At 40.3% G+C, this 17,782-nt stretch carries 17 protein-coding genes; 13 read left to right on the top strand and 4 right to left on the bottom strand.

All coding sequences use genetic code 11. The features are described 5' to 3' along the window. The first annotated feature begins 28 nt into the window (after positions 1-28). Both ilvD and MSBR3_RS05475 read left to right on the top strand, forming a co-directional pair. Positions 29-1,690: a dihydroxy-acid dehydratase gene (gene ilvD / locus MSBR3_RS05465; protein ID WP_048106985.1), complete on the top strand. Its 1,662-nt coding sequence runs from the start codon at positions 29-31 to the stop codon at positions 1,688-1,690. A gap of 494 nt (positions 1,691-2,184) precedes the next feature. Continuing rightward, complete coding sequence (locus MSBR3_RS05475) at positions 2,185-2,736, top strand: thioredoxin family protein (RefSeq protein ID WP_048106987.1); 552 nt, start codon at positions 2,185-2,187, stop codon at positions 2,734-2,736. A 234-nt stretch (positions 2,737-2,970) separates the two neighbouring features. Here the strand turns inward: MSBR3_RS05475 and MSBR3_RS05480 are convergent, their stop codons facing one another. Next, positions 2,971-4,872 carry a radical SAM protein gene (locus MSBR3_RS05480; protein WP_048106988.1) on the bottom strand — a complete coding sequence of 634 codons (1,902 nt, stop codon included), beginning with the start codon at positions 4,870-4,872 and terminating at the stop codon, positions 2,971-2,973. 944 nt (positions 4,873-5,816) lie between these two features. On the opposite strand from MSBR3_RS05480, the gene nifH reads away from it, so the two are divergent. From nifH to MSBR3_RS05535, 11 genes are all read left to right on the top strand, one after another. After that, positions 5,817-6,644 carry a nitrogenase iron protein gene (nifH, locus tag MSBR3_RS05485; RefSeq protein ID WP_048106989.1) on the top strand — a complete coding sequence of 276 codons (828 nt, stop codon included), beginning with the start codon at positions 5,817-5,819 and terminating at the stop codon, positions 6,642-6,644. An 18-nt stretch (positions 6,645-6,662) separates the two neighbouring features. Then, positions 6,663-6,980, top strand: coding sequence for a P-II family nitrogen regulator (locus MSBR3_RS05490; protein ID WP_048106991.1), 318 nt, complete (start codon positions 6,663-6,665; stop codon positions 6,978-6,980). Positions 6,981-7,026: 46 nt separating this feature from the next. Further along, positions 7,027-7,398, top strand: a complete 372-nt coding sequence (locus MSBR3_RS05495; RefSeq protein WP_048106993.1) for a P-II family nitrogen regulator — start codon at positions 7,027-7,029, stop codon at positions 7,396-7,398. A gap of 20 nt (positions 7,399-7,418) precedes the next feature. Continuing rightward, complete coding sequence (gene vnfD, locus MSBR3_RS05500; protein WP_048106995.1) at positions 7,419-8,861, top strand: nitrogenase vanadium-iron protein, alpha chain; 1,443 nt, start codon at positions 7,419-7,421, stop codon at positions 8,859-8,861. Next, positions 8,858-9,196 (top strand): V-containing nitrogenase subunit delta, encoded by a 339-nt coding sequence (gene vnfG, locus MSBR3_RS05505; protein ID WP_048106997.1) that lies wholly within the window; start codon positions 8,858-8,860, stop codon positions 9,194-9,196. The genes vnfD and vnfG overlap by 4 nt, the downstream gene beginning before the upstream one ends. A 19-nt stretch (positions 9,197-9,215) precedes the next feature. Continuing rightward, a complete protein-coding gene (vnfK, locus tag MSBR3_RS05510; RefSeq protein ID WP_048106999.1) occupies positions 9,216-10,601 on the top strand; it encodes a V-containing nitrogenase subunit beta in 1,386 nt (461 codons plus the stop codon). A 324-nt stretch (positions 10,602-10,925) separates the two neighbouring features. Further along, positions 10,926-12,455, top strand: a complete 1,530-nt coding sequence (locus tag MSBR3_RS05515; protein ID WP_048107000.1) for a nitrogenase component 1 — start codon at positions 10,926-10,928, stop codon at positions 12,453-12,455. Continuing rightward, positions 12,440-13,804 carry a nitrogenase component 1 gene (locus MSBR3_RS05520; RefSeq protein WP_048107002.1) on the top strand — a complete coding sequence of 455 codons (1,365 nt, stop codon included), beginning with the start codon at positions 12,440-12,442 and terminating at the stop codon, positions 13,802-13,804. Before MSBR3_RS05515 ends, MSBR3_RS05520 begins: the two co-directional genes overlap by 16 nt. A gap of 1 nt (position 13,805) precedes the next feature. Next, a complete protein-coding gene (locus MSBR3_RS05525; protein ID WP_048107004.1) occupies positions 13,806-14,234 on the top strand; it encodes a NifB/NifX family molybdenum-iron cluster-binding protein in 429 nt (142 codons plus the stop codon). Positions 14,235-14,386: 152 nt separating this feature from the next. Next, positions 14,387-15,556 (top strand): ABC transporter substrate-binding protein, encoded by a 1,170-nt coding sequence (locus MSBR3_RS05530; protein WP_052723295.1) that lies wholly within the window; start codon positions 14,387-14,389, stop codon positions 15,554-15,556. 72 nt (positions 15,557-15,628) lie between these two features. Beyond that, entirely contained in the window at positions 15,629-16,138 is a 510-nt protein-coding gene (locus MSBR3_RS05535; RefSeq protein ID WP_080942210.1) for a LeuD/DmdB family oxidoreductase small subunit, read from the top strand. On the opposite strand, the gene MSBR3_RS20040 is transcribed toward MSBR3_RS05535, so the two are convergent. The 3 genes from MSBR3_RS20040 to MSBR3_RS05540 all read right to left on the bottom strand — a co-directional run bounded on the left by MSBR3_RS20040 (position 16,130) and on the right by MSBR3_RS05540 (position 17,763). Next, the gene (locus tag MSBR3_RS20040; protein WP_155396876.1) at positions 16,130-16,267 is read right to left on the bottom strand and encodes an ABC transporter substrate-binding protein; all 138 of its coding nucleotides are present in this window, start codon (positions 16,265-16,267) and stop codon (positions 16,130-16,132) included. The two genes, MSBR3_RS05535 and MSBR3_RS20040, sit on opposite strands and share 9 nt — an antisense overlap. A 15-nt stretch (positions 16,268-16,282) precedes the next feature. After that, on the bottom strand, positions 16,283-16,414 hold the full coding sequence (locus MSBR3_RS21385; RefSeq protein ID WP_268989123.1) for a hypothetical protein: 132 nt from the start codon (positions 16,412-16,414) through the stop codon (positions 16,283-16,285). 266 nt (positions 16,415-16,680) lie between these two features. Continuing rightward, a complete protein-coding gene (locus MSBR3_RS05540) occupies positions 16,681-17,763 on the bottom strand; it encodes an ABC transporter substrate-binding protein (protein ID WP_048107007.1) in 1,083 nt (360 codons plus the stop codon). Positions 17,764-17,782 lie beyond the last annotated feature (19 nt).

Consider the following 17,782-nt stretch of genomic DNA (forward strand, 5'->3'; position numbering starts at 1 on the left):
TCACCACGAAACTTTATGGAGATTTAACATGAGAAGCGATATTATTAAAGAAGGACCGGAAAGGGCTCCCAATCGCTCACTTCTTAAAGCGACCGGAGTCACGGATTCCGAAATGAGAAAGCCATTCATCGCAGTCGTTAATTCCTGGAACGACATAATTCCTGGTCACATGCACCTTAACAAACTCGCTGACGCCGTAAAAGCCGGAATCAGGAATGCCGGAGGAGTTCCTTTTGAATTCCATACCATTGGAGTCTGCGACGGAATTGCAATGGGACATGAGGGTATGAAATATTCCCTTCCCAGTAGAGAAATTATTGAAGATACAATTGAACTGATGGTTAAAGCTCATCAGTTTGACGGTATGGTCCTTATTCCAACATGTGACAAGATCGTGCCAGGTCACCTTATGGCAGCAGGCAGACTTGACATTCCTGCAATTGTTGTAACCGGAGGGCCTATGCTCCCTGGATACGTTGATGACAGTTACAAGGATTTCATCTCAGTTTCGGAAGGAGTCGGAGCTCATAGAATAGGCAAAATTTCAGACGATGACCTCAAAGAGCTTGAAAACTTTGCGTGTAATGGAGCCGGATCCTGCGCAGGGATGTATACCGCAAATACTATGGCCTGTATGACCGAAGCGCTTGGTCTGAGCCTTCCAGGCTGTGCAACTGCTCATGCAGTGGATGCAAAAAAAGTTCGTATTGCCAAGGAATCCGGTGAACGTATTGTCGAAATGATTAAAGAGAACCTGACTCCCAGAAAAATTGTCACTTATAAATCTTTTGAGAACGGTATAATGGTAGACATGGCAGTTGGGGGAAGTACAAATACCACACTGCATCTTCCTGCCCTTGCCCATGAGTTCGGGCTGAACCTCCCTCTTGAAAAATTTGACGAACTGAGCAGAACAACCCCTCATCTGATCTCGCTTCGTCCGGGAGGGTCAAATTTTATGTTGCATTTTGACAGAGCAGGTGGGGTTCAGGCAATTATACAGAGGCTTTCCTCTAAACTACATCTGGAACAACGTACTGTTAACGGCAAAACTATTGGGGAAAACCTGAAAGAACTGGACATTGTTAATCCCAAGCTTAATAAAGAGATTATAGGAACTCTTGAAAATCCAATTCACGCTCAGGGAGGAATTGCGGTCCTTAAAGGCAGCCTCGCTCCTGAAGGCGCGGTTGTAAAACAGGCAGCAGTTGATCCAGGAATGCATGTTCATACAGGCCCTGCACGCGTTTATGACGGCGAAAAAGCTGCTATGGAAAGTATCCTTGCGGGTAATGTGAAACCTGGAGACGTTGTAATTATACGATATGAAGGTCCTAAAGGCGGTCCCGGGATGAGGGAAATGCTTGCAGTGACAGCTGCACTCGGAGGTATGGGTCTTCTAGAATCGGTTGCTCTGATAACTGACGGACGCTTTTCCGGAGGTACTCGTGGACCCTGCATCGGGCACGTCTCACCTGAAGCCACGGAAGGAGGACCAATCGCTCTTGTAAAAGATGGGGATATGATCGAAATCAATATTCCTGAAAGAGCTCTGAACATTAAGATTTCAGAAGAAGAGCTTAAACAGCGGAAAGCTGCCTTTGTGCCACCAAAAACAGAAATTACAGGTTACCTTGCCAGGTACCAGCGTTCCGTTCATTCCGCAAACACAGGCGGAATAGTTGACTAAACTGTCCGGTTATGTTTGAATAATTACATGCTTGGAGAGCTTGTTTCTCCATTACTTTTTTAATTATTGATCATTTCAAGTGCTTTTAGAGCTATATTTTATTACTTGCCTGAAGTCACTCCCTCAGTCTATGGTTCAAACTTTAATTATTTGAAATACACAATAAATTGCCAGGACTCATTCAGATCCAAAAGATAGCTGTTCAGTCATTGATTTCAGCAATTTACCTGCTACTTTTTTTAAACCTGATATCTGAAAATTTAAACCAACAGAACATGAATTTGTGTCCAAGAAAATAAGCTTGTTCTTAGTGCCTTGAGGCATATTTTGGATGCACAGATGAATGGTAATCCAATTAGTGTAAGTAATCAATTGATGTAAATAAACAGCGGATGTAAGTAAATGATTGATGTAAATTATATATAACAGTTTGAATATTATACCTATATTACCTTTAGGATCGTAAAAAATCAATAATATAGTAGACGACAAACATGAGTAAATTGGTTATACTATTGATTCTCTTTGCAGCTGTGATCTTAACAGCTGGCTGTATTAATAGCAAAACAACTCTCACAGATTCTCAGGAAGCCCAGGAAAATTCTATAAACTCCCAGGAAACCCAGGAAAATCCTCAGAAAATACAGGAAAACAGCAGTGTTATAGAGATTACCCAACTGGATCAGATAAACACATCTCTCAAAAAAGGACCTGTTCTTGTGAAACTCGGAGCTGAGTGGTGTGAAGAGTGCCAGGAGTTAAATCCTGTTTTAACCCAGGTTGCAACAGATTATGCAGGTAAAGCTACGGTTGTGACTGTAGATATAGATAAGAGTCCGAAACTTGCTGATTATTTTGGAATATACGTAATTCCTGACTCGTCTGTAATCGTAGGAATTGAAAATGGAAAATATGTTTATATGCAGGAGGATGGAAACGTTACTACTGAAAGATCAACGGCTAAGATTCTAAAAATAGAGGGTAAAGAAGTATACGAAAATGTTTTGGATCTAGCTCTCCAGAAAGAAAAAGTCAAATCTAATTGAAATTTTACAACCAAAAATACATTCTTCTTTCCTTTTTAAACACAGTATAGAGGATCAAAATTAATTTCAGAAACGCCATCTATTAGGTGTTTTAGTACAGTTTTTGCTACCAAACTCATAAAACTCCGGAACTTTCATTTCACTATCAGAAACTCGTTTGGACTCCGACTTTCAGATTTCTCGTTATGAATAAACTGGAAGATAAAGAATTACTGTAATACTTTGTCCTTCCTATCATCCTTTGAACTTGAGTTTATAGGCTGGTAGCATGTTAAAAGGTTGATTAATTTCACTACCAAAATTTTTAGTAGAACCTTGCTTTGGCATTTCCATTTCTGCGTAATGATACAGTGTTTGCGTATGTGGCCAAATACCCGAGGAAGGCCTGTGGAAAGATCTATTGGATCTTGCTTCCTTAAACCGCATACCATAAAACTCCAAATAAAAATCGTCTGCCTCCTTTCTCAGGTCAACTCCAAGTTTTCCAGGGTGCAACTTGTCTGCTATATATAGTAATCCCAATATCCAGCGAGGGCTTCCGAAGTCCCAGGAAGGTGGAATTTCATAGACCTGCTGCTGTGTCACAGCCCTGGCATGTATCCCATACTTATGACACAGGGCATAGAACTCATCAAGAGGGCGAGAAAGGAAACCAGAGATGAAGATAACTCCAGGATCGTGATCATTGATGAAGGAAGGAGAAACACTTACACCCAGTTTACCTTCCTTTTGAAGCTGCTTATTAATACTAACACCCCCTGAAAATGTCACAAGGTTATTTTCCATTCTGCCGGCATTCAGGGCAAAGAGAGGAGAACCCATGCAATAATATACATTATAACTACTTTTTCCTGCTGAAAGATTCTGGACAATTTTCAAGCGCTCATTAATGAAAGAAACAAGTTCCTCTCCTTTTTCCGACATATCAGCTTTTTTGGCAATAAATTCTATAAATTCCAGATAAGAGTATGGCTGCCGTATCATGTTATGTATTTGCGTAAGAGTTTTAGGATCTGAGACCTTATTCCAGACATCCATTAGTTTATCCTCACCCCAGATGTCCATTAGTTTATAATCATCCAGTACTCCCAAACATGTAAGTACTGCATGAACCATACTGAAAGCCTGACTTGTACTATAACTGTCCATTAAGCCTACTTCACTAAAACTTTCACTGGCAGCTTTTCCCTGAAACGGAATCCTGCTGCCGCAGATGCATGTGCGGCTCACTAGGGGCTTTACAAGTCTGGAGCCGATAGGCCTGTGAAATTCCCGTTCTATCAGTAGACTGCCACATTCAGGACAGTATGTGTTTAATAATTCCGTGCCTGGAGAATTAAAGAGGTAGACAAAATCCAGATATCTGCGCAAGGCAGGACATATTTTTTCCGCGTCTCCTACTGATGGCTCCAGTTCTATCGGAGCATAGCCTGAGGGAAGGAACCTCATGACATGCAATGGAATTTTAGAAGAGATTTCAGAAACTTTCTCTGCGACCTTTATAACATCATCGTCACTTCCTTTTGAATAAACGACTGAGGTTTCGACATGCACTCCCATGTCAAAAAGCCTGGAAATGTTACGAAAGACAGGAGCGGAGAAGGAAACTCCACAGTTTTTGTAACTTCTGTCAGAGTAACCTTTAATTCCTACGTTCACAAAGTCCACAAAATGTCCAAACTCTTCTAAAGTGCTAGTTGTGAAATAGCAGTTTGTTGCGCAGCCTACGAGTAAACTTTTTTCCTGTGCCTGAACTGCAAGATCCCTGAAAAGATAGTAATTAGCAACAGGGTCATTTATTGTTGAAACTACACCCAGGCACTCCTGCTGTAAAGCTCTTTTTATTATCTCGGAAGGACTGAGTGAGGATTGCTGGGTCGAAGGCCTGCTTGATGCTGGCATCCTTGCTACACAACCAGGACACTGGAAATTGCATCCTGTACTGAAAACTTGCAGGAACTTACCTGAGGGATAGTAGTGAAGTAAAGGAACTGCTTCTATTGAAACCGGATATGCTCCCAGATATCCCATGCCAGAGTACTGGAGTATGGTGTTGCCATCGCTTACATAAGTACCGCATCTGCCCGTACTATGCTTATTGATTTCGCATCTGACTTCGCATACATTGCATCGCATTTAACCTCCCTCAAATAGTACTACAATGAAGCCGGAGTCATCCTGAACTATATAGCAGGAAATATCATTTCGTTTCCCAGTTTCGTGTATAATTTGAAGTTTTCCTAACTTAGGCGTTTTTTGAATTAACACTCCGTTATGGAATAACTTTAGTTAGTTAGTTAGTTAGTTGTAAATTTCATACATTAGTTTTTTTGTGCACAAAACACCAGTGCTATCTGTTTTTAAGTTTTAAGCGTTATATATATTCATACATATTGGCACGATATATTTTGTCAAGATGGCGGGCATCAAAATTTAACAACTACAATATTCTTTCGTTTTTCATATCAAAACGACATGTTTCTACGATTTGATGATTTGATCGTTATGTCTATTTATACATAACGGTTCGGAGTTTTCCATTGTTGCGTATGACATCCCGAACCTAACAAATAGGAATATAAAACAGTACTAAATATTCATAGATATAACCTCAATTTCGTCATTAAGTTGAAACTTTTTTCTCTCATGATAAAATAATAAATGGCAAATGATGCTGTTTTTGCAATAATAACTTTTTATATAGTTTATTGAAACGTGCCTTTTTCAGTTAACTTGCTAAATATTCGACAAATAGATACATATATATAGTATTGAGTAGGAAGTAAGAATCTGTATTCCGGCAAGCAAATAGCCGTTATGTCAAGATAAACATAACACATGTAAAAAAACTTACAGGAAATGTGAGGTAAAGTAAAACAATATGAGAAACTGGCAAAAAGGAGTGATATGTAGAAGAAAACATATTTCATACAAAAATAATAAAAAATGTATGTATTGGTACAGACAACATAAGATCCGGTAATTTTGCTTAAAAATTCAACGGGGTGTTCAAGATACGAAGTTCAAAGAAGAAAATGGGTTTCTGGGCAAAGTTCGCGTAAACACTGAAGGGGTGTAAAATGACAAGAAAAATTGCTTTTTATGGAAAAGGTGGAATCGGAAAATCTACCACTCAACAAAATACTGCAGCTGCTATGGCATATTATCATGGAAAAAAAGTTTTTATTCACGGGTGTGATCCGAAAGCGGACTGTACTCGTCTGGTACTCGGTGGGGTAGCTCAAACTACGATAATGGATACGCTGAGAGATCTGGGAGAGGAATCCGTAACAGTTGACAACGTAGTCAATGCCGGCTTTGATGGAATAAAATGCGTTGAGTCCGGTGGGCCAGAGCCCGGTGTTGGCTGTGCTGGTCGAGGGGTTATTACTGCAATTAATCTTATGGAGGAAATGGGAGCTTATTCTGACGATCTGGATTTTATTCACTTTGACGTACTGGGTGATGTTGTTTGCGGCGGTTTCGCAATGCCGATTCGAGAAGGAAAGGCACAGGAAGTATACATAGTTGCTTCTGGAGAAATGATGGCGACTTATGCAGCAAATAACATCTGTAAGGGTCTGTTGAAATATGCCGAACAAAGTGGTGTAAGGCTTGGAGGAATCATTTGCAATAGCCGTAAGGTCGATAATGAGCTTGAAATGATGGAAGAATTTGTTTCTGCACTGGGAACGCAGCTGATACATTTTGTACCGCGTGACAATATTGTTCAAAAAGCGGAGTTCAATAAAAAGACTGTTGTGGAGTACGACCCCACATGCAATCAAGCACTTGAATACAAAAAACTCGCCAAGAAAATCCTGGAGAACGATACGTTTGTAATCCCTAAACCATTAAGTATGAATCAGCTGGAAAAAATGGTTGAAAAATATGGTCTTATGGATTAATTCAGGGGGAAATGAACAATGAAAATGATCCGTGCCATACTACGTCCTGAATGGACTGAAGAAGTAACAGACGGACTTGCAGAAGCAGGTTATTATTCCCTTACAAAAATAAACGTCTTCGGAAGAGGGAAACAAAAAGGTATCACTGTTGGCAATGTGCACTATGATGAACTCGCAAAAACAATGATTATGATGGCTGTAGAGGATGAGGCTGTCGACGAGGTAATAAAAATAATTTCCGGAAAAGCATATACTGGCAGCATGGGAGACGGAAAAATCTTCGTGAATACTATTGAAGATGCATATACAATTAGCTCGGGTGAAAGAGGATTATGAAGAATAATCTAAAAGATAAAAAAATTTAGAACCTGGATGTTTTCATATGAAAGAAGTTACCGCGATTATCAGACCCAACAAGATCTCGGCTACAAAAGACGCACTGGACAAAATCGGTTATCCTTCCATGACTGCAATTCCGGTATTAGGAAAAGGTAAGCAAAGAGGGATCTCAGGGGAGCTTAATTTTTACATACAACCGAGACTGCTAGCGAAAAGGTACAGTACAGGTATGAAATACATACCCAAACGACTTCTGAGCATAGTTGTAAATGATGACGAAGTGGATCAGGTGATCAAAACCATTATTGAAGTCAATCAGACTGCCCAGATTGGTGACGGAAAGATTTTTGTCGAGTCCATTGACGAGGTCATTCGAGTCAGGACTGGCGAAAAAGGAGAATTAGCTTTAAGATAAACAGATACGAGGCCTATAAAATGCCGTTAAAACTATTCTGTTGTGATGAATGCATACCGGAGCGCAAAAACCATGTTTACGTAAAAGAAGAAGGGGAAGATACAACTCAGTTTCTCCCACTCTCGAATATAGAAACAATACCCGGATCAATATCAGAAAGGGGTTGCAGCTATTGCGGAGCAAAACTCGTTATTGGCGGAGTAATTAAAGACTGTATTCAGATGATACATGGACCGGTAGGATGCGCATATGATACCTGGCACACGAAAAGGTACCCTAGCGACAATGACAACTTTCAACTAAAATATATCTGGTCTTCGGACACAAAAGAAAAGCACATTGTTTTCGGCGCTGAAAAACAACTCAAAAAAGCGATTACGGAAGCTTTTAAAGAATTTCCGGAAATCAAGAGAATGTTTGTCTACACGACCTGTACAACCGCACTGATAGGAGACGATCCCAAAGCAGTGTGTCGTGAGGTTGAGAAAGAACTTGGGGATGTCGATATATTCGTAGTTGAGTGTCCAGGATTTGCTGGGGTCAGCCAGTCAAAAGGACACCACGAACTGAATATCGGCTGGATGAGGGATAAAGTCGGAACGCTTGAACCTGAAATTACAAGCGAGTACACGATTAATGTCATTGGTGATTACAATATTCAGGGCGATTCCTACGTATTGCAAAAGTATCTTGATAAAATGGGCATTCAGGTCATCGCTCACTTTACAGGGAACGTAAAATATGACCAGCTGCGCTGCATGCATAGAGCAAAGCTCAATGTGGTCAATTGTGCACGATCTGCGGGATATATAGCCAACGAACTTAAAAGAGTATATGATATTCCAAGAATGGATGTCGATACCTGGGGGTTTGAATACGTCAAGGTGGCGCTGAGAAAGATAGGAGCTTTCTTTGGACTGGAAGATAAAGCTGAGGAAGTAATTGCAGAAGAAGTCGCAAAATACGAAGGAAAGCTTGCCTGGTATAAAGAACGGCTCAAAGGAAAACAAATATGCATCTGGACCGGCGGACCGAGACTGTGGCACTGGACAAAAGCTCTTGAAGATGATCTGGGCATGGAAGTTGTCGCCATGTCATCTAAATTCGGTCATCAGGAAGACTTTGAGAAGGTCATTGCCAGAGGGAGGGTAGGGACGATCTATATTGATGATGGAAATGAGCTTGAGTTTTTCGAAGTACTGGAAAGTATCCATGCAGACCTGATTTTAACCGGACCCAGAGTTGGAGACCTGGTCAAAAAACTGCACATTCCGTACATTAACGGACATGCATATCATAACGGTCCGTACATGGGTTTTGAAGGCGCAGTAAACATGGCGAGAGATATGTATAACGCGATTTATTCTCCTATGTGGAATTTAGCCGGAAAAGATCCGAGAGTGGTAGATTCTCCTATGTGGAATTTAGCCGGAAAAGATCCTAGTGTGGTGCAGGAGTTATGAATGACAAAATAGAGGAAGTTACGGCTCTTATCCAGGAAAAATGTTTGTGGCAGTTTTTTTCAAGAAGCTGGGATAGAGAGGAAAACATTGAAGGTATTATGACAATGACCGGCAAAATTCTCAATGGAGATAAAGTAAATCTTGTAACACCGGCAGATAAAGCGTTTTATTCCGATGCAAAACTCCTGGCTGCTGACATTCAGAAAAAAATGCCCTGGGTCTCCGAACTGGATAAATCAGGAGTATTGGAACTAATCGAAGGTGTCAAGCAAAGACTGCTTTATATTACTGTAAAAAAGTCACGTAACTGCGAACTGAACTTGTCAAATTACTAACTAAAAGGCGGTAGAAAAGATGTCATGTGAGCTGATGTTGAAAGAGCGAACAGGAATAATTAATCCTATGTATACCTGTCAGCCTGCAGGTGCTCAATTTGCAGGAATTGGTATAAAGGATTGCATTCCGCTTGTACATGGCGGTCAGGGTTGCAGCATGTTTGTCAGACTGTTGTTCGCTCAGCATTTCAAAGAGAATTTTGATATAGCTTCTTCTTCTCTGCACGAAAGCGCCGCCGTTTTCGGGGGCTCAATAAGGGTTGAAGAGGCGGTTGAAGTACTTATTGCGAGATATCCTCACCTGAAGATTATACCTATTATAACGACCTGTTCAACTGAAACTATTGGTGACGATATTGAAGGTATAATCCGAAAACTAAATCCGAAAATTAAAGAAAAGCATCCTGATAGAGATGTGAAGCTTATAGCTGTGCATACGCCAAGTTACAGCGGTAGCCAGGTAACAGGCTACGATAATGCAATTAGCGCGGTTGTAAAAGCTCTTGCAAAAAAAGACGAACCTTCTGAAAAGTTGAACATATTCACAGGATGGGTAAATCCAGGAGATGTTTCTGAAATTAAGCATATGTTATCTGAGATGCAGGTTGACGGGAATATACTTATGGATACCGAGACCTTTGATGCCCCTATTATGCCTGACAAATCGGCATTCGCATACGGAAATACAACCATTGAGGAAATTGCCGATTCTGCCAATGCTATTGGGTCAATTGCATTAAGCCGTTATGAGGGAGCAAATGCTGCAAAATATCTAGAAGATAAGTTCGGCGTGCCTTCAATCGTTACGCCAACACCTATAGGCATAAACAACACCGATATCTTTCTTGAAAATATCAGCAAACTTACCGGCAAGCCCATACCCGAGTCACTGATTATCGAACGCGGAAAAGCGATAGATGCAATTGTAGACCTTGCTCACATGTTTTTCGCAAATAAGAAAGTAGCCATATTCGGGAATCCGGATCTTGTCTTCGGTCTTGCTCAATTTTGTCTGGAGTGTGAACTTGAACCTGTGCTTTTACTTTTGGGCGATGATAACACGCTGTATAAAAGTGACCCAAGGCTCAAAGTACTTGAAGATAAGGCAAACTGCGATATAAAAACTATCTGGAACGCTGATTTATGGGAACTGGAAAGCCGTGTTAAAAACAAATCCATAGACGTCGATTTGATTTTGGGGCATTCAAAAGGCCGATACATTGCCATAGACAATGACATTCCTATGGTCAGGGTAGGCTTCCCAACCTTTGACAGAGCAGGGCTTTGGAAATATCCAGTAATCGGATACAAAGGAGCAGAATGGTTAGCTGAAACAATTGCCAATACGATTTTTGCATCCATGGAAAGCAAGCATGACAGAGAATGGATAATTAATGTCTGGTAAATGAAAGGAGGAAAAAATCGATGACAACCAAAGGTACATGATGTGAACATAACGAGATCATCTTCTATGGTAGTTACATAACGAGATCATCTTCTATGGTGGTTACATAACGAGATCATCTTCTATGGTGGTTACATAACGAGATCATCGTTACATAATGAGATCATCTTCTATGACGGTCATATAACAAGATTACCTTCTATAGCGATTTTCGGAGCCGTAACTGCCTGAGTATCTTGTTTGATAGCATAAAGCTGTAGCTAAACGCAATCAAGAAGTTTTTGTTTTTTGATTGTAACCGGTTTCAATAATAATGAGGGTAATATGGTCGGCATTGCTAACGAAAGTGTAGTGTTTTTTGGACATTTAAGCGAGCTTTATCAATTAGCGAAAGAAGGAAAAATTGAAACAAAACTACAGGGAAGCCATACCCGTCCCTGTAAATTCTGGACGGCTATGAAAATCTTAAGCGGCATTAAAAATACTGTTGTTATTGCTCATGGTCCAAGTGGCTGCGCATTTGGAGTAAAACAGGCTTATAAGCTAACAAATTGCAGAAATAGCGGTTCCCCATACGAATCCATTATTACTACAAATATTGATGAAAAAGCCATTGTATACGGTGGCGAAAAGGAACTACAGGGCGCCATATTCGAGGTAGACAACAAATATAAGCCTGATATTATTTTCGTAGCTACAAGCTGTGCCACCGGAATAATTGGAGACTATGTAGATGCTATAGTGAACAAAGTTAAGCCCAAAATTAACGCCGAAATCATGGCCATTCACTGCGAAGGTTTTGCGGGAGAGTACAGGAGTGGGTTTGACCTGGTCTTCAGGCAGATTGTTCAGCTTATGGATAAGCCTGATCCAGAGAGCAAATCAAAGCTTGCAAAATCCGTTAATATCGTAGGGGGCAAAATGGGCCCTGAGAGGACGGAAATTGAAACTGATGTTAAAGAACTGAGGCGGTTAATAGAAAGCATGGGTGCAAGTATAAATGCCGTAATAGCAGGTAGTTGTTCACTGGAAAAAATGAAACAGGCTCCCAGTGTAGCGGTAAATTGTACCCTTTGCCTTGATATGGGGTATGCTATAGGAAGAGAGATGCTTGACCGGTTTGGTACTCCTTTAAACTCTACGATTCTGCCATGTGGCATAAGCGCAACCGAGAAGTGGCTAAGAGGAGCAGCCAGGCATTTACATCTCGAAACTGAAGCTGAAGAACTGATCAAAAGAGAATATGAAGCCATAAGTGTCGAATTTGAAGAGGCGAAAAAATGCCTTGCAGGAAAGTTGGCAATTGTTGAAGGGCATGATGCGATAAAGTCTCTGTCAATTGCTCATATGCTTGAACGTGATTTTGGTATGAGGGTGGCTATATACAATTTTCATCCCTGGAGCACGCAGGCAAGAGAAACAAGTATTGATTACCTCTTAGAGACCGGGCTTGATCCTGAAATACTGATCACAAAAGGTACTCTTGCCTTTGGAAAATATGAGGCAATGGTTCAGACTGAAAATGAACTTATGGAATATCTGGGAGATTTGGATCCTGAGACAACCGTGTATTTTGGGTCATCAATGAGTTTTCCGAATATTCCTGTAGTTGATTTAAATTCCATATTAAACCGCCCAAGATTTGGTTATAGAGGAGCCTTAAAGGTAGCTAAATGCGTTTGTACTGCTCTTGAGTATTCTTTCAGACCTCGCAGCTGGGTAATGAAAAAAATGGTATTCTCTGAAAATTCCGGGCTGTGTTCAGCTCAGTCCCTCACACCGAAACTAGCTCAGGATTTGCCGGATTGCACATTTTATGCAGGAAAGGAGAGAGGCAAATGTATGACGAGTTGATATTCGATAACTGCAACCACAGCAGGGACCCTATGGTAGGATGTGCTCTTGAGGGTGCTACCGGAGTGCTGGCAGGCATCAAAGACATTAGTATTGTCATACATTCCCCGCAAGGTTGCTCTTCAACGGTTTCGGCAGCCTATGACATCCATGAAATCGATTTTACGAAAAGAAAAGTTGCATGCACCAGGCTTTTTGAAACAGATGTGATAATGGGTGCTTCAAGCAAGCTGAAAAACTTAATCAAAGAAGCCGATTCGAAATTTAAAACCAGGGCGATATTCGTAGTTGGTACTTGTGCAGCTGATATCATTGGCGAGGATATTGAAGGCTTATGCCGAAATATCCAGCCTCAAACTGATGCGAAGCTTATTCCCTTGATGGCAGGAGGATTTCGAGGAAATCTCTATGATGGTATTGAACTGGGGCTGAACGCGTTACTTCCGTTTATAAAAAAGCAAAAGGAAAAACTTCCGAACACTGTGAACTTAATAGCGCCTCAAGCAAACCTGAACCCCACATGGTGGGCGGATTTGAAATGGATACGCGAAACCTTTGAAAAAATAGGAATTAAAGTCCAGGCTGTGCTTCCTCACGATACGTCTCTGGAAGAACTGAATAATGCCGGGCTAGCATCGGCGAATATACTTCTCAGTCACGATGCCGGGTATCAATTTGGGTTAAAAATGCAGGAAGTGCATGGTATACCGCTTATACTATCGGACATTCCACTCCCAATAGGACTTAAAAATACTTCAAGATGGCTTCGTGCAGTGGGAAAATACTTTGGCGTCGAAGAAAAAGTTGAGGCAATAATAAAAGAAGGAGAAACTATGGCCATTGATGTCCTGAGACGCAGGGGGTTGATGATGATCCCCAGGTACCGTAACTGCAGAGTAGCTGTTTCGGCGGATGCGACTATGGGAATAGGCCTGACCAGAATGTTATTTGAAGAGCTGGAAATGATTCCGGAGCTGTTGTTGTTCAGATCGCCTGTATCTGATTCTCAGTTTCTATTGGAAAATGAGCTTAACAATATGGGAATTTCCCCGAAGGTTGTTTTTTCGGCGGATGGATATCAGATAAAACAATCTTTGATGGAAAGCTGTATAGAAGCTGTATTCGGTTCTTCGTGGGAGTATTATCTGGCTGAAGAACTGGGGATAAAATTTGCGTTTGATGTTTTTAACCCGACAAACCGACAGAACTACCTGAACAGGGCATATTTCGGATACGAAGGCATGCTGAACTTTTTGGAAAATGTTGCAAACGACTGGGAAAGGGCTCTGCGTTCAAAGCATATTAACTGGGAAGAGTTTTCGGAACTGGCTAAAAAATGGAGCTTATAATATGGACACCGAATGCACAATTTTAAATGAAGTAACAAAAAAGAGCTCTGAAAATTTTAAGGTGGCAGTTACTTCAAAAAATGGAAAACTTGTCGACCAGCACTTTGGGCAAACAACCGATTTTATGATTTTTGAGTTTACTGGTGAGGATTATAAGTTTCTCGAGACACGCTCGACAAAGAAGTACTGCAATGGAGGTAATGAGCTTAACAATGAATACCGTAGGAGGAAAGAAGCAATAGAAACAATCTCTGACTGTGATGCTGTGCTTTCTATGAAAATCGGGTTGAGTGCACAAAAAAAGCTTAGAGAGCTAGGAATCGACTGCATTGAATATTGTCACACCGTTGAGAGGGGATTAAAATATTTACAAACCATGAGAAGCAAAAAAGTGACAAAAATTAGCTTACATCCTGTAGCATTGTTTTAAATCATTAATTTTTCCTGATTCCGGAAAGTAATAAGCTGCCATATTATTAGAGTATACTTTTGATGATAGCGAATGCTATGTCAAGAGTACCTTTGCCAGGATATTTGACTTTAAAAATAATGCTGGATGCTAGCTCATAAAGAGGTATCCGGATGAACAATAGAACAATAGTTATCCTATCTGCCGCAATGCTGTTAGTATTATTTTTATCAGGTTGTATCGGAGAAAAAATCAGTTCGACAACGCATGATAACACGGTAAACGTATCAACTTCAAATGATAATATGGAAAATACGGCAAACGTATCAACTTCAAACGATAATAATGTGGAAAATACGACAACTTCAAACGATAAAAGTGGGGAAACCAGAATTGTTAATGATTCGGCAGGTAGACAAGTTCAGGTTCCTTTAAAGGTGGAGAGAGTTGCGGATACCTGGATGGGACATAATGAAGTGCTGGCCATGCTTGGAGCTGATGACAGGATTGTTGCAACAATGTTCAGTCTCAAAACAAGACCATGGGCGTATAAAGTTTGTCCGGCCTACTACAACGCTGTAACACTCAGCCCAACATATGATGTCGAAGCTTTGCTTGCCACCAAACCGGATGTTGTTTTCATGCCAAGTAGAGATAAAAATATCGAGAAAGTTTCCAATCTTGGAGTTCCTGTTGTGGAGGTAAATTTTACAGATTTTGATTCTATGAAAAAATGTTTTTCAGATACTGCAAATGTATTGGGAGACGAAGAGGCTCTGGAACGTTCACAAAAATATAATGCATATCTGGATAGCAAACTAGAATCAGTAAGAAATATCTCATCCAAAATACCTTATAAAGAAAGACCTAAAGTTCTCCATCTCGTATCACTATCACCTTTGTGTGTAGATGGAGGCGGAAACATCATCAGTGATTGGATTGAAGCTGCAGGAGGCGTCAATGCAGCTGAAGAAGTAAAAGGCGGTATTATGCAGGAAGTTTCAATGGAACAAGTATTGAAGTGGAACCCTGATGTGATTATTCTTAGTGTGAACGCCAAATCCGAAGAGAAAGAGCAGATAATGAATAGCGAGTCCTGGAAGAAAGTTAAAGCAGTTAAGAATAACAGGGTATATCTAAATCCTGAAGGAGCTTTTATATGGAGTCGGGCTGGAGCAGAAGAAGCGCTTCAGATTCAATGGGCTGCAAAAACCATCAACCCGGACATGTTTCAATCCATTGATATAAATAATGAAACAAAGTGGTTTTACAAAACCTTCTTTGATTATGAGCTTACGGATGAGGATGTTCAAAAAATTTTGAATGCACAGGCGCCGGATTAATCAGAAACTTTGGTAAAAAACTTGATTTCTTAAAAATATTAGAGAAAATTAATTTTTAGTTGAGGTGTGGTTGTGAGTCTTATTGTAGGCCGAGTCTGGAAATTCGGAGACAACGTTAATACTGATGAGATTATCCCGGGTAGGTATTTGCGGAGCAAAGATGTACAGATCTTTGCAGCTCATGCAATGGAAGGAGTTGATCCTGAATTCACAAAAAAGTTAAGGATTGGAGATATCATTGTTGCAGGCACCAATTTCGGTTGTGGGTCTTCAAGAGAACAGGCTCCTCTTGCTTTGAAATATTCAGGAGTATCATGCGTTATAGCGAAGTCTTTTGCCAGGATCTTTTTTAGAAATTCAATCAATATCGGGTTACCACTTATAGAGGTTGATATTGATTGTCAGGAAGGAGATAAAGTTAAAGTTGATCTGGCCAGAGGTGAAGTTATAGTTTCAGACAGAGACATATTTAAAGGGAACAAATTGCCGGATTTCCTGCTTGAGATACTTAATGATGGCGGACTTGTAGCTCATAGAAAAAAAGTAACTAGAAAGCAACTACAAAAAGTTTTGTCAGAGTAATCTTATGAATAAATCAAGGATATCAATCCAACGTCTTGGAATGAGTAGGTCATCCAGCTTCCTGTGATCTATGAGAAAAACAAAAGGCACTACAAGCAAAAAAGTGAACTGCTTTTCAGGATCCTCTATACCATAACTGAAAGTTTATTTTAAAGGAACCGGACTACGCCCCCTAAAATCAAATTCTCCGGGCGAAAGTTCACTGCTGCACAGCTCGGTTTTGTACATACAGTCATCATTTTCGGTACAGAAACCTAAAGCATTCCTATTTTCCACAATATTTCACCCTCTCGTTATCTACTTTATTCCTACCTACTGCTTATTTGCAGTAAAGTTTAGATTGTCTCAAGAGTTTCAGGTATGTTTGGATAGGTCTGTTTGGATTTTTCATGTGTGGGTTCCTTTTTCCTTTCAACTGAATATTTGTGGGATTTTAAGGTCTTTACAGCTCATCTTGTTATTGTTAAACTGTCTATAATTTAACTGTCTATATTTAAACTGTATAACTGTAGATGTGACAAATTTTACTCAGTATTTTCATGTTATGTGCTGGCAGGAGGTAGATGCTGCAGTATCCTGTTTGCTTCATCATCTGTTAAGTTATAGTGGTAGAATTTTGAATAGTAATCTTTGACCTCGTTAGTCATATTCAAATCCTCAAACAACTCAGGATGCAGACTTTTTGCAAAATACTCCATAAGTAACACCCCTTCAGCACCACCATCCCAATAGGCTACTCCCTGTGGGCACAGATACACTCTGTTATTCTTCACGGCTTTTATATTACTCAACCGAGAATCATTTGTAATTATATCTGTACTGTTAACTCGGCCTACAAAGATCACATCAGGATTCCATGCTAGCAGTTGTTCCATTGTGACACTTTGAAGCCCTTCTTTGCTGGTATTTTTCGCAACACAGTTCCCGCCAGCCATTTCGATATACCACTGTGTGTAAGAATATTTACCCTGTGTCGTTATTGCATCAGGACCTCTGGCATAGTATACTGTTGGACACTGACTATCTGTAAGGTTTGCAGTTCTTGATGTCACATAATTCGCTTTCTGATCGAAGTATGCACCCCATTCGTCTGCAATCTTTTTCGCATCCGGCCCCATTACCTCACCGTAAAGTGCTATTTCCTGTTTCAGGTATTTAGTGAACGAGTCTATGTTTTCAGGGTTTCCTGAGTTCTTCTGAGTGATCACTACAGAGATATTACTCGAATTCAGTTTCTCCTTATTACCATCATATGACAAACAAAATACTACCTGCACTTTTTTGCGAATAAGATCCTCAACATTAGGGTCATCTTCTATTGATATATTTTTTAATTGAGGAGCTATTTTGGAAGACCAGGGTAGATTAGTCCACGCAGATAATGTGACTGCCATTTTGTCTGTCTGGTTCAGCAAAATCAGTTTTTCATATGACTGACCAGCAAGAGCAGCTACACGGGTAACATTCGTTGGTATAGTTACGATTCTACCCTCTTGATCTGCAATCCGTATGCCCGGATCAGAAGTTTTTATTCCTTTGCTACTATGATCTATATTTATTGAAGCAGATATTATTGCAATGACTGCAAGAACTGCAATGATAGCTACTATACCCCTTTTGTCCACCCAATCACCTCAAGTTTTT

It is taken from the genome of Methanosarcina barkeri 3 (genome assembly GCF_000970305.1).
Taxonomy (GTDB): domain Archaea; phylum Halobacteriota; class Methanosarcinia; order Methanosarcinales; family Methanosarcinaceae; genus Methanosarcina; species Methanosarcina barkeri_A.

Bases quoted from the DNA above. Each gene is read 5' to 3' on its own strand.
- MSBR3_RS05530 (WP_052723295.1), top strand. From the start codon at position 14,387: ATGAACAATAGAACAATAGTTATCCTATCTGCCGCAATGCTGTTAGTA.
- MSBR3_RS05490 (WP_048106991.1), top strand. From the start codon at position 6,663: ATGAAAATGATCCGTGCCATACTACGTCCTGAATGGACTGAAGAAGTA.
- vnfG (WP_048106997.1), top strand. From the start codon at position 8,858: ATGAATGACAAAATAGAGGAAGTTACGGCTCTTATCCAGGAAAAATGT.
- vnfK (WP_048106999.1), top strand. From the start codon at position 9,216: ATGTCATGTGAGCTGATGTTGAAAGAGCGAACAGGAATAATTAATCCT.
- MSBR3_RS05520 (WP_048107002.1), top strand. From the start codon at position 12,440: ATGTATGACGAGTTGATATTCGATAACTGCAACCACAGCAGGGACCCT.
- nifH (WP_048106989.1), top strand. From the start codon at position 5,817: ATGACAAGAAAAATTGCTTTTTATGGAAAAGGTGGAATCGGAAAATCT.
- MSBR3_RS05525 (WP_048107004.1), top strand. From the start codon at position 13,806: ATGGACACCGAATGCACAATTTTAAATGAAGTAACAAAAAAGAGCTCT.
- ilvD (WP_048106985.1), top strand. From the start codon at position 29: ATGAGAAGCGATATTATTAAAGAAGGACCGGAAAGGGCTCCCAATCGC.
- vnfD (WP_048106995.1), top strand. From the start codon at position 7,419: ATGCCGTTAAAACTATTCTGTTGTGATGAATGCATACCGGAGCGCAAA.
- MSBR3_RS05495 (WP_048106993.1), top strand. From the start codon at position 7,027: ATGAAAGAAGTTACCGCGATTATCAGACCCAACAAGATCTCGGCTACA.
- MSBR3_RS05480 (WP_048106988.1), bottom strand. From the start codon at position 4,872: ATGCGATGCAATGTATGCGAAGTCAGATGCGAAATCAATAAGCATAGT.
- MSBR3_RS05515 (WP_048107000.1), top strand. From the start codon at position 10,926: ATGGTCGGCATTGCTAACGAAAGTGTAGTGTTTTTTGGACATTTAAGC.
- MSBR3_RS05475 (WP_048106987.1), top strand. From the start codon at position 2,185: ATGAGTAAATTGGTTATACTATTGATTCTCTTTGCAGCTGTGATCTTA.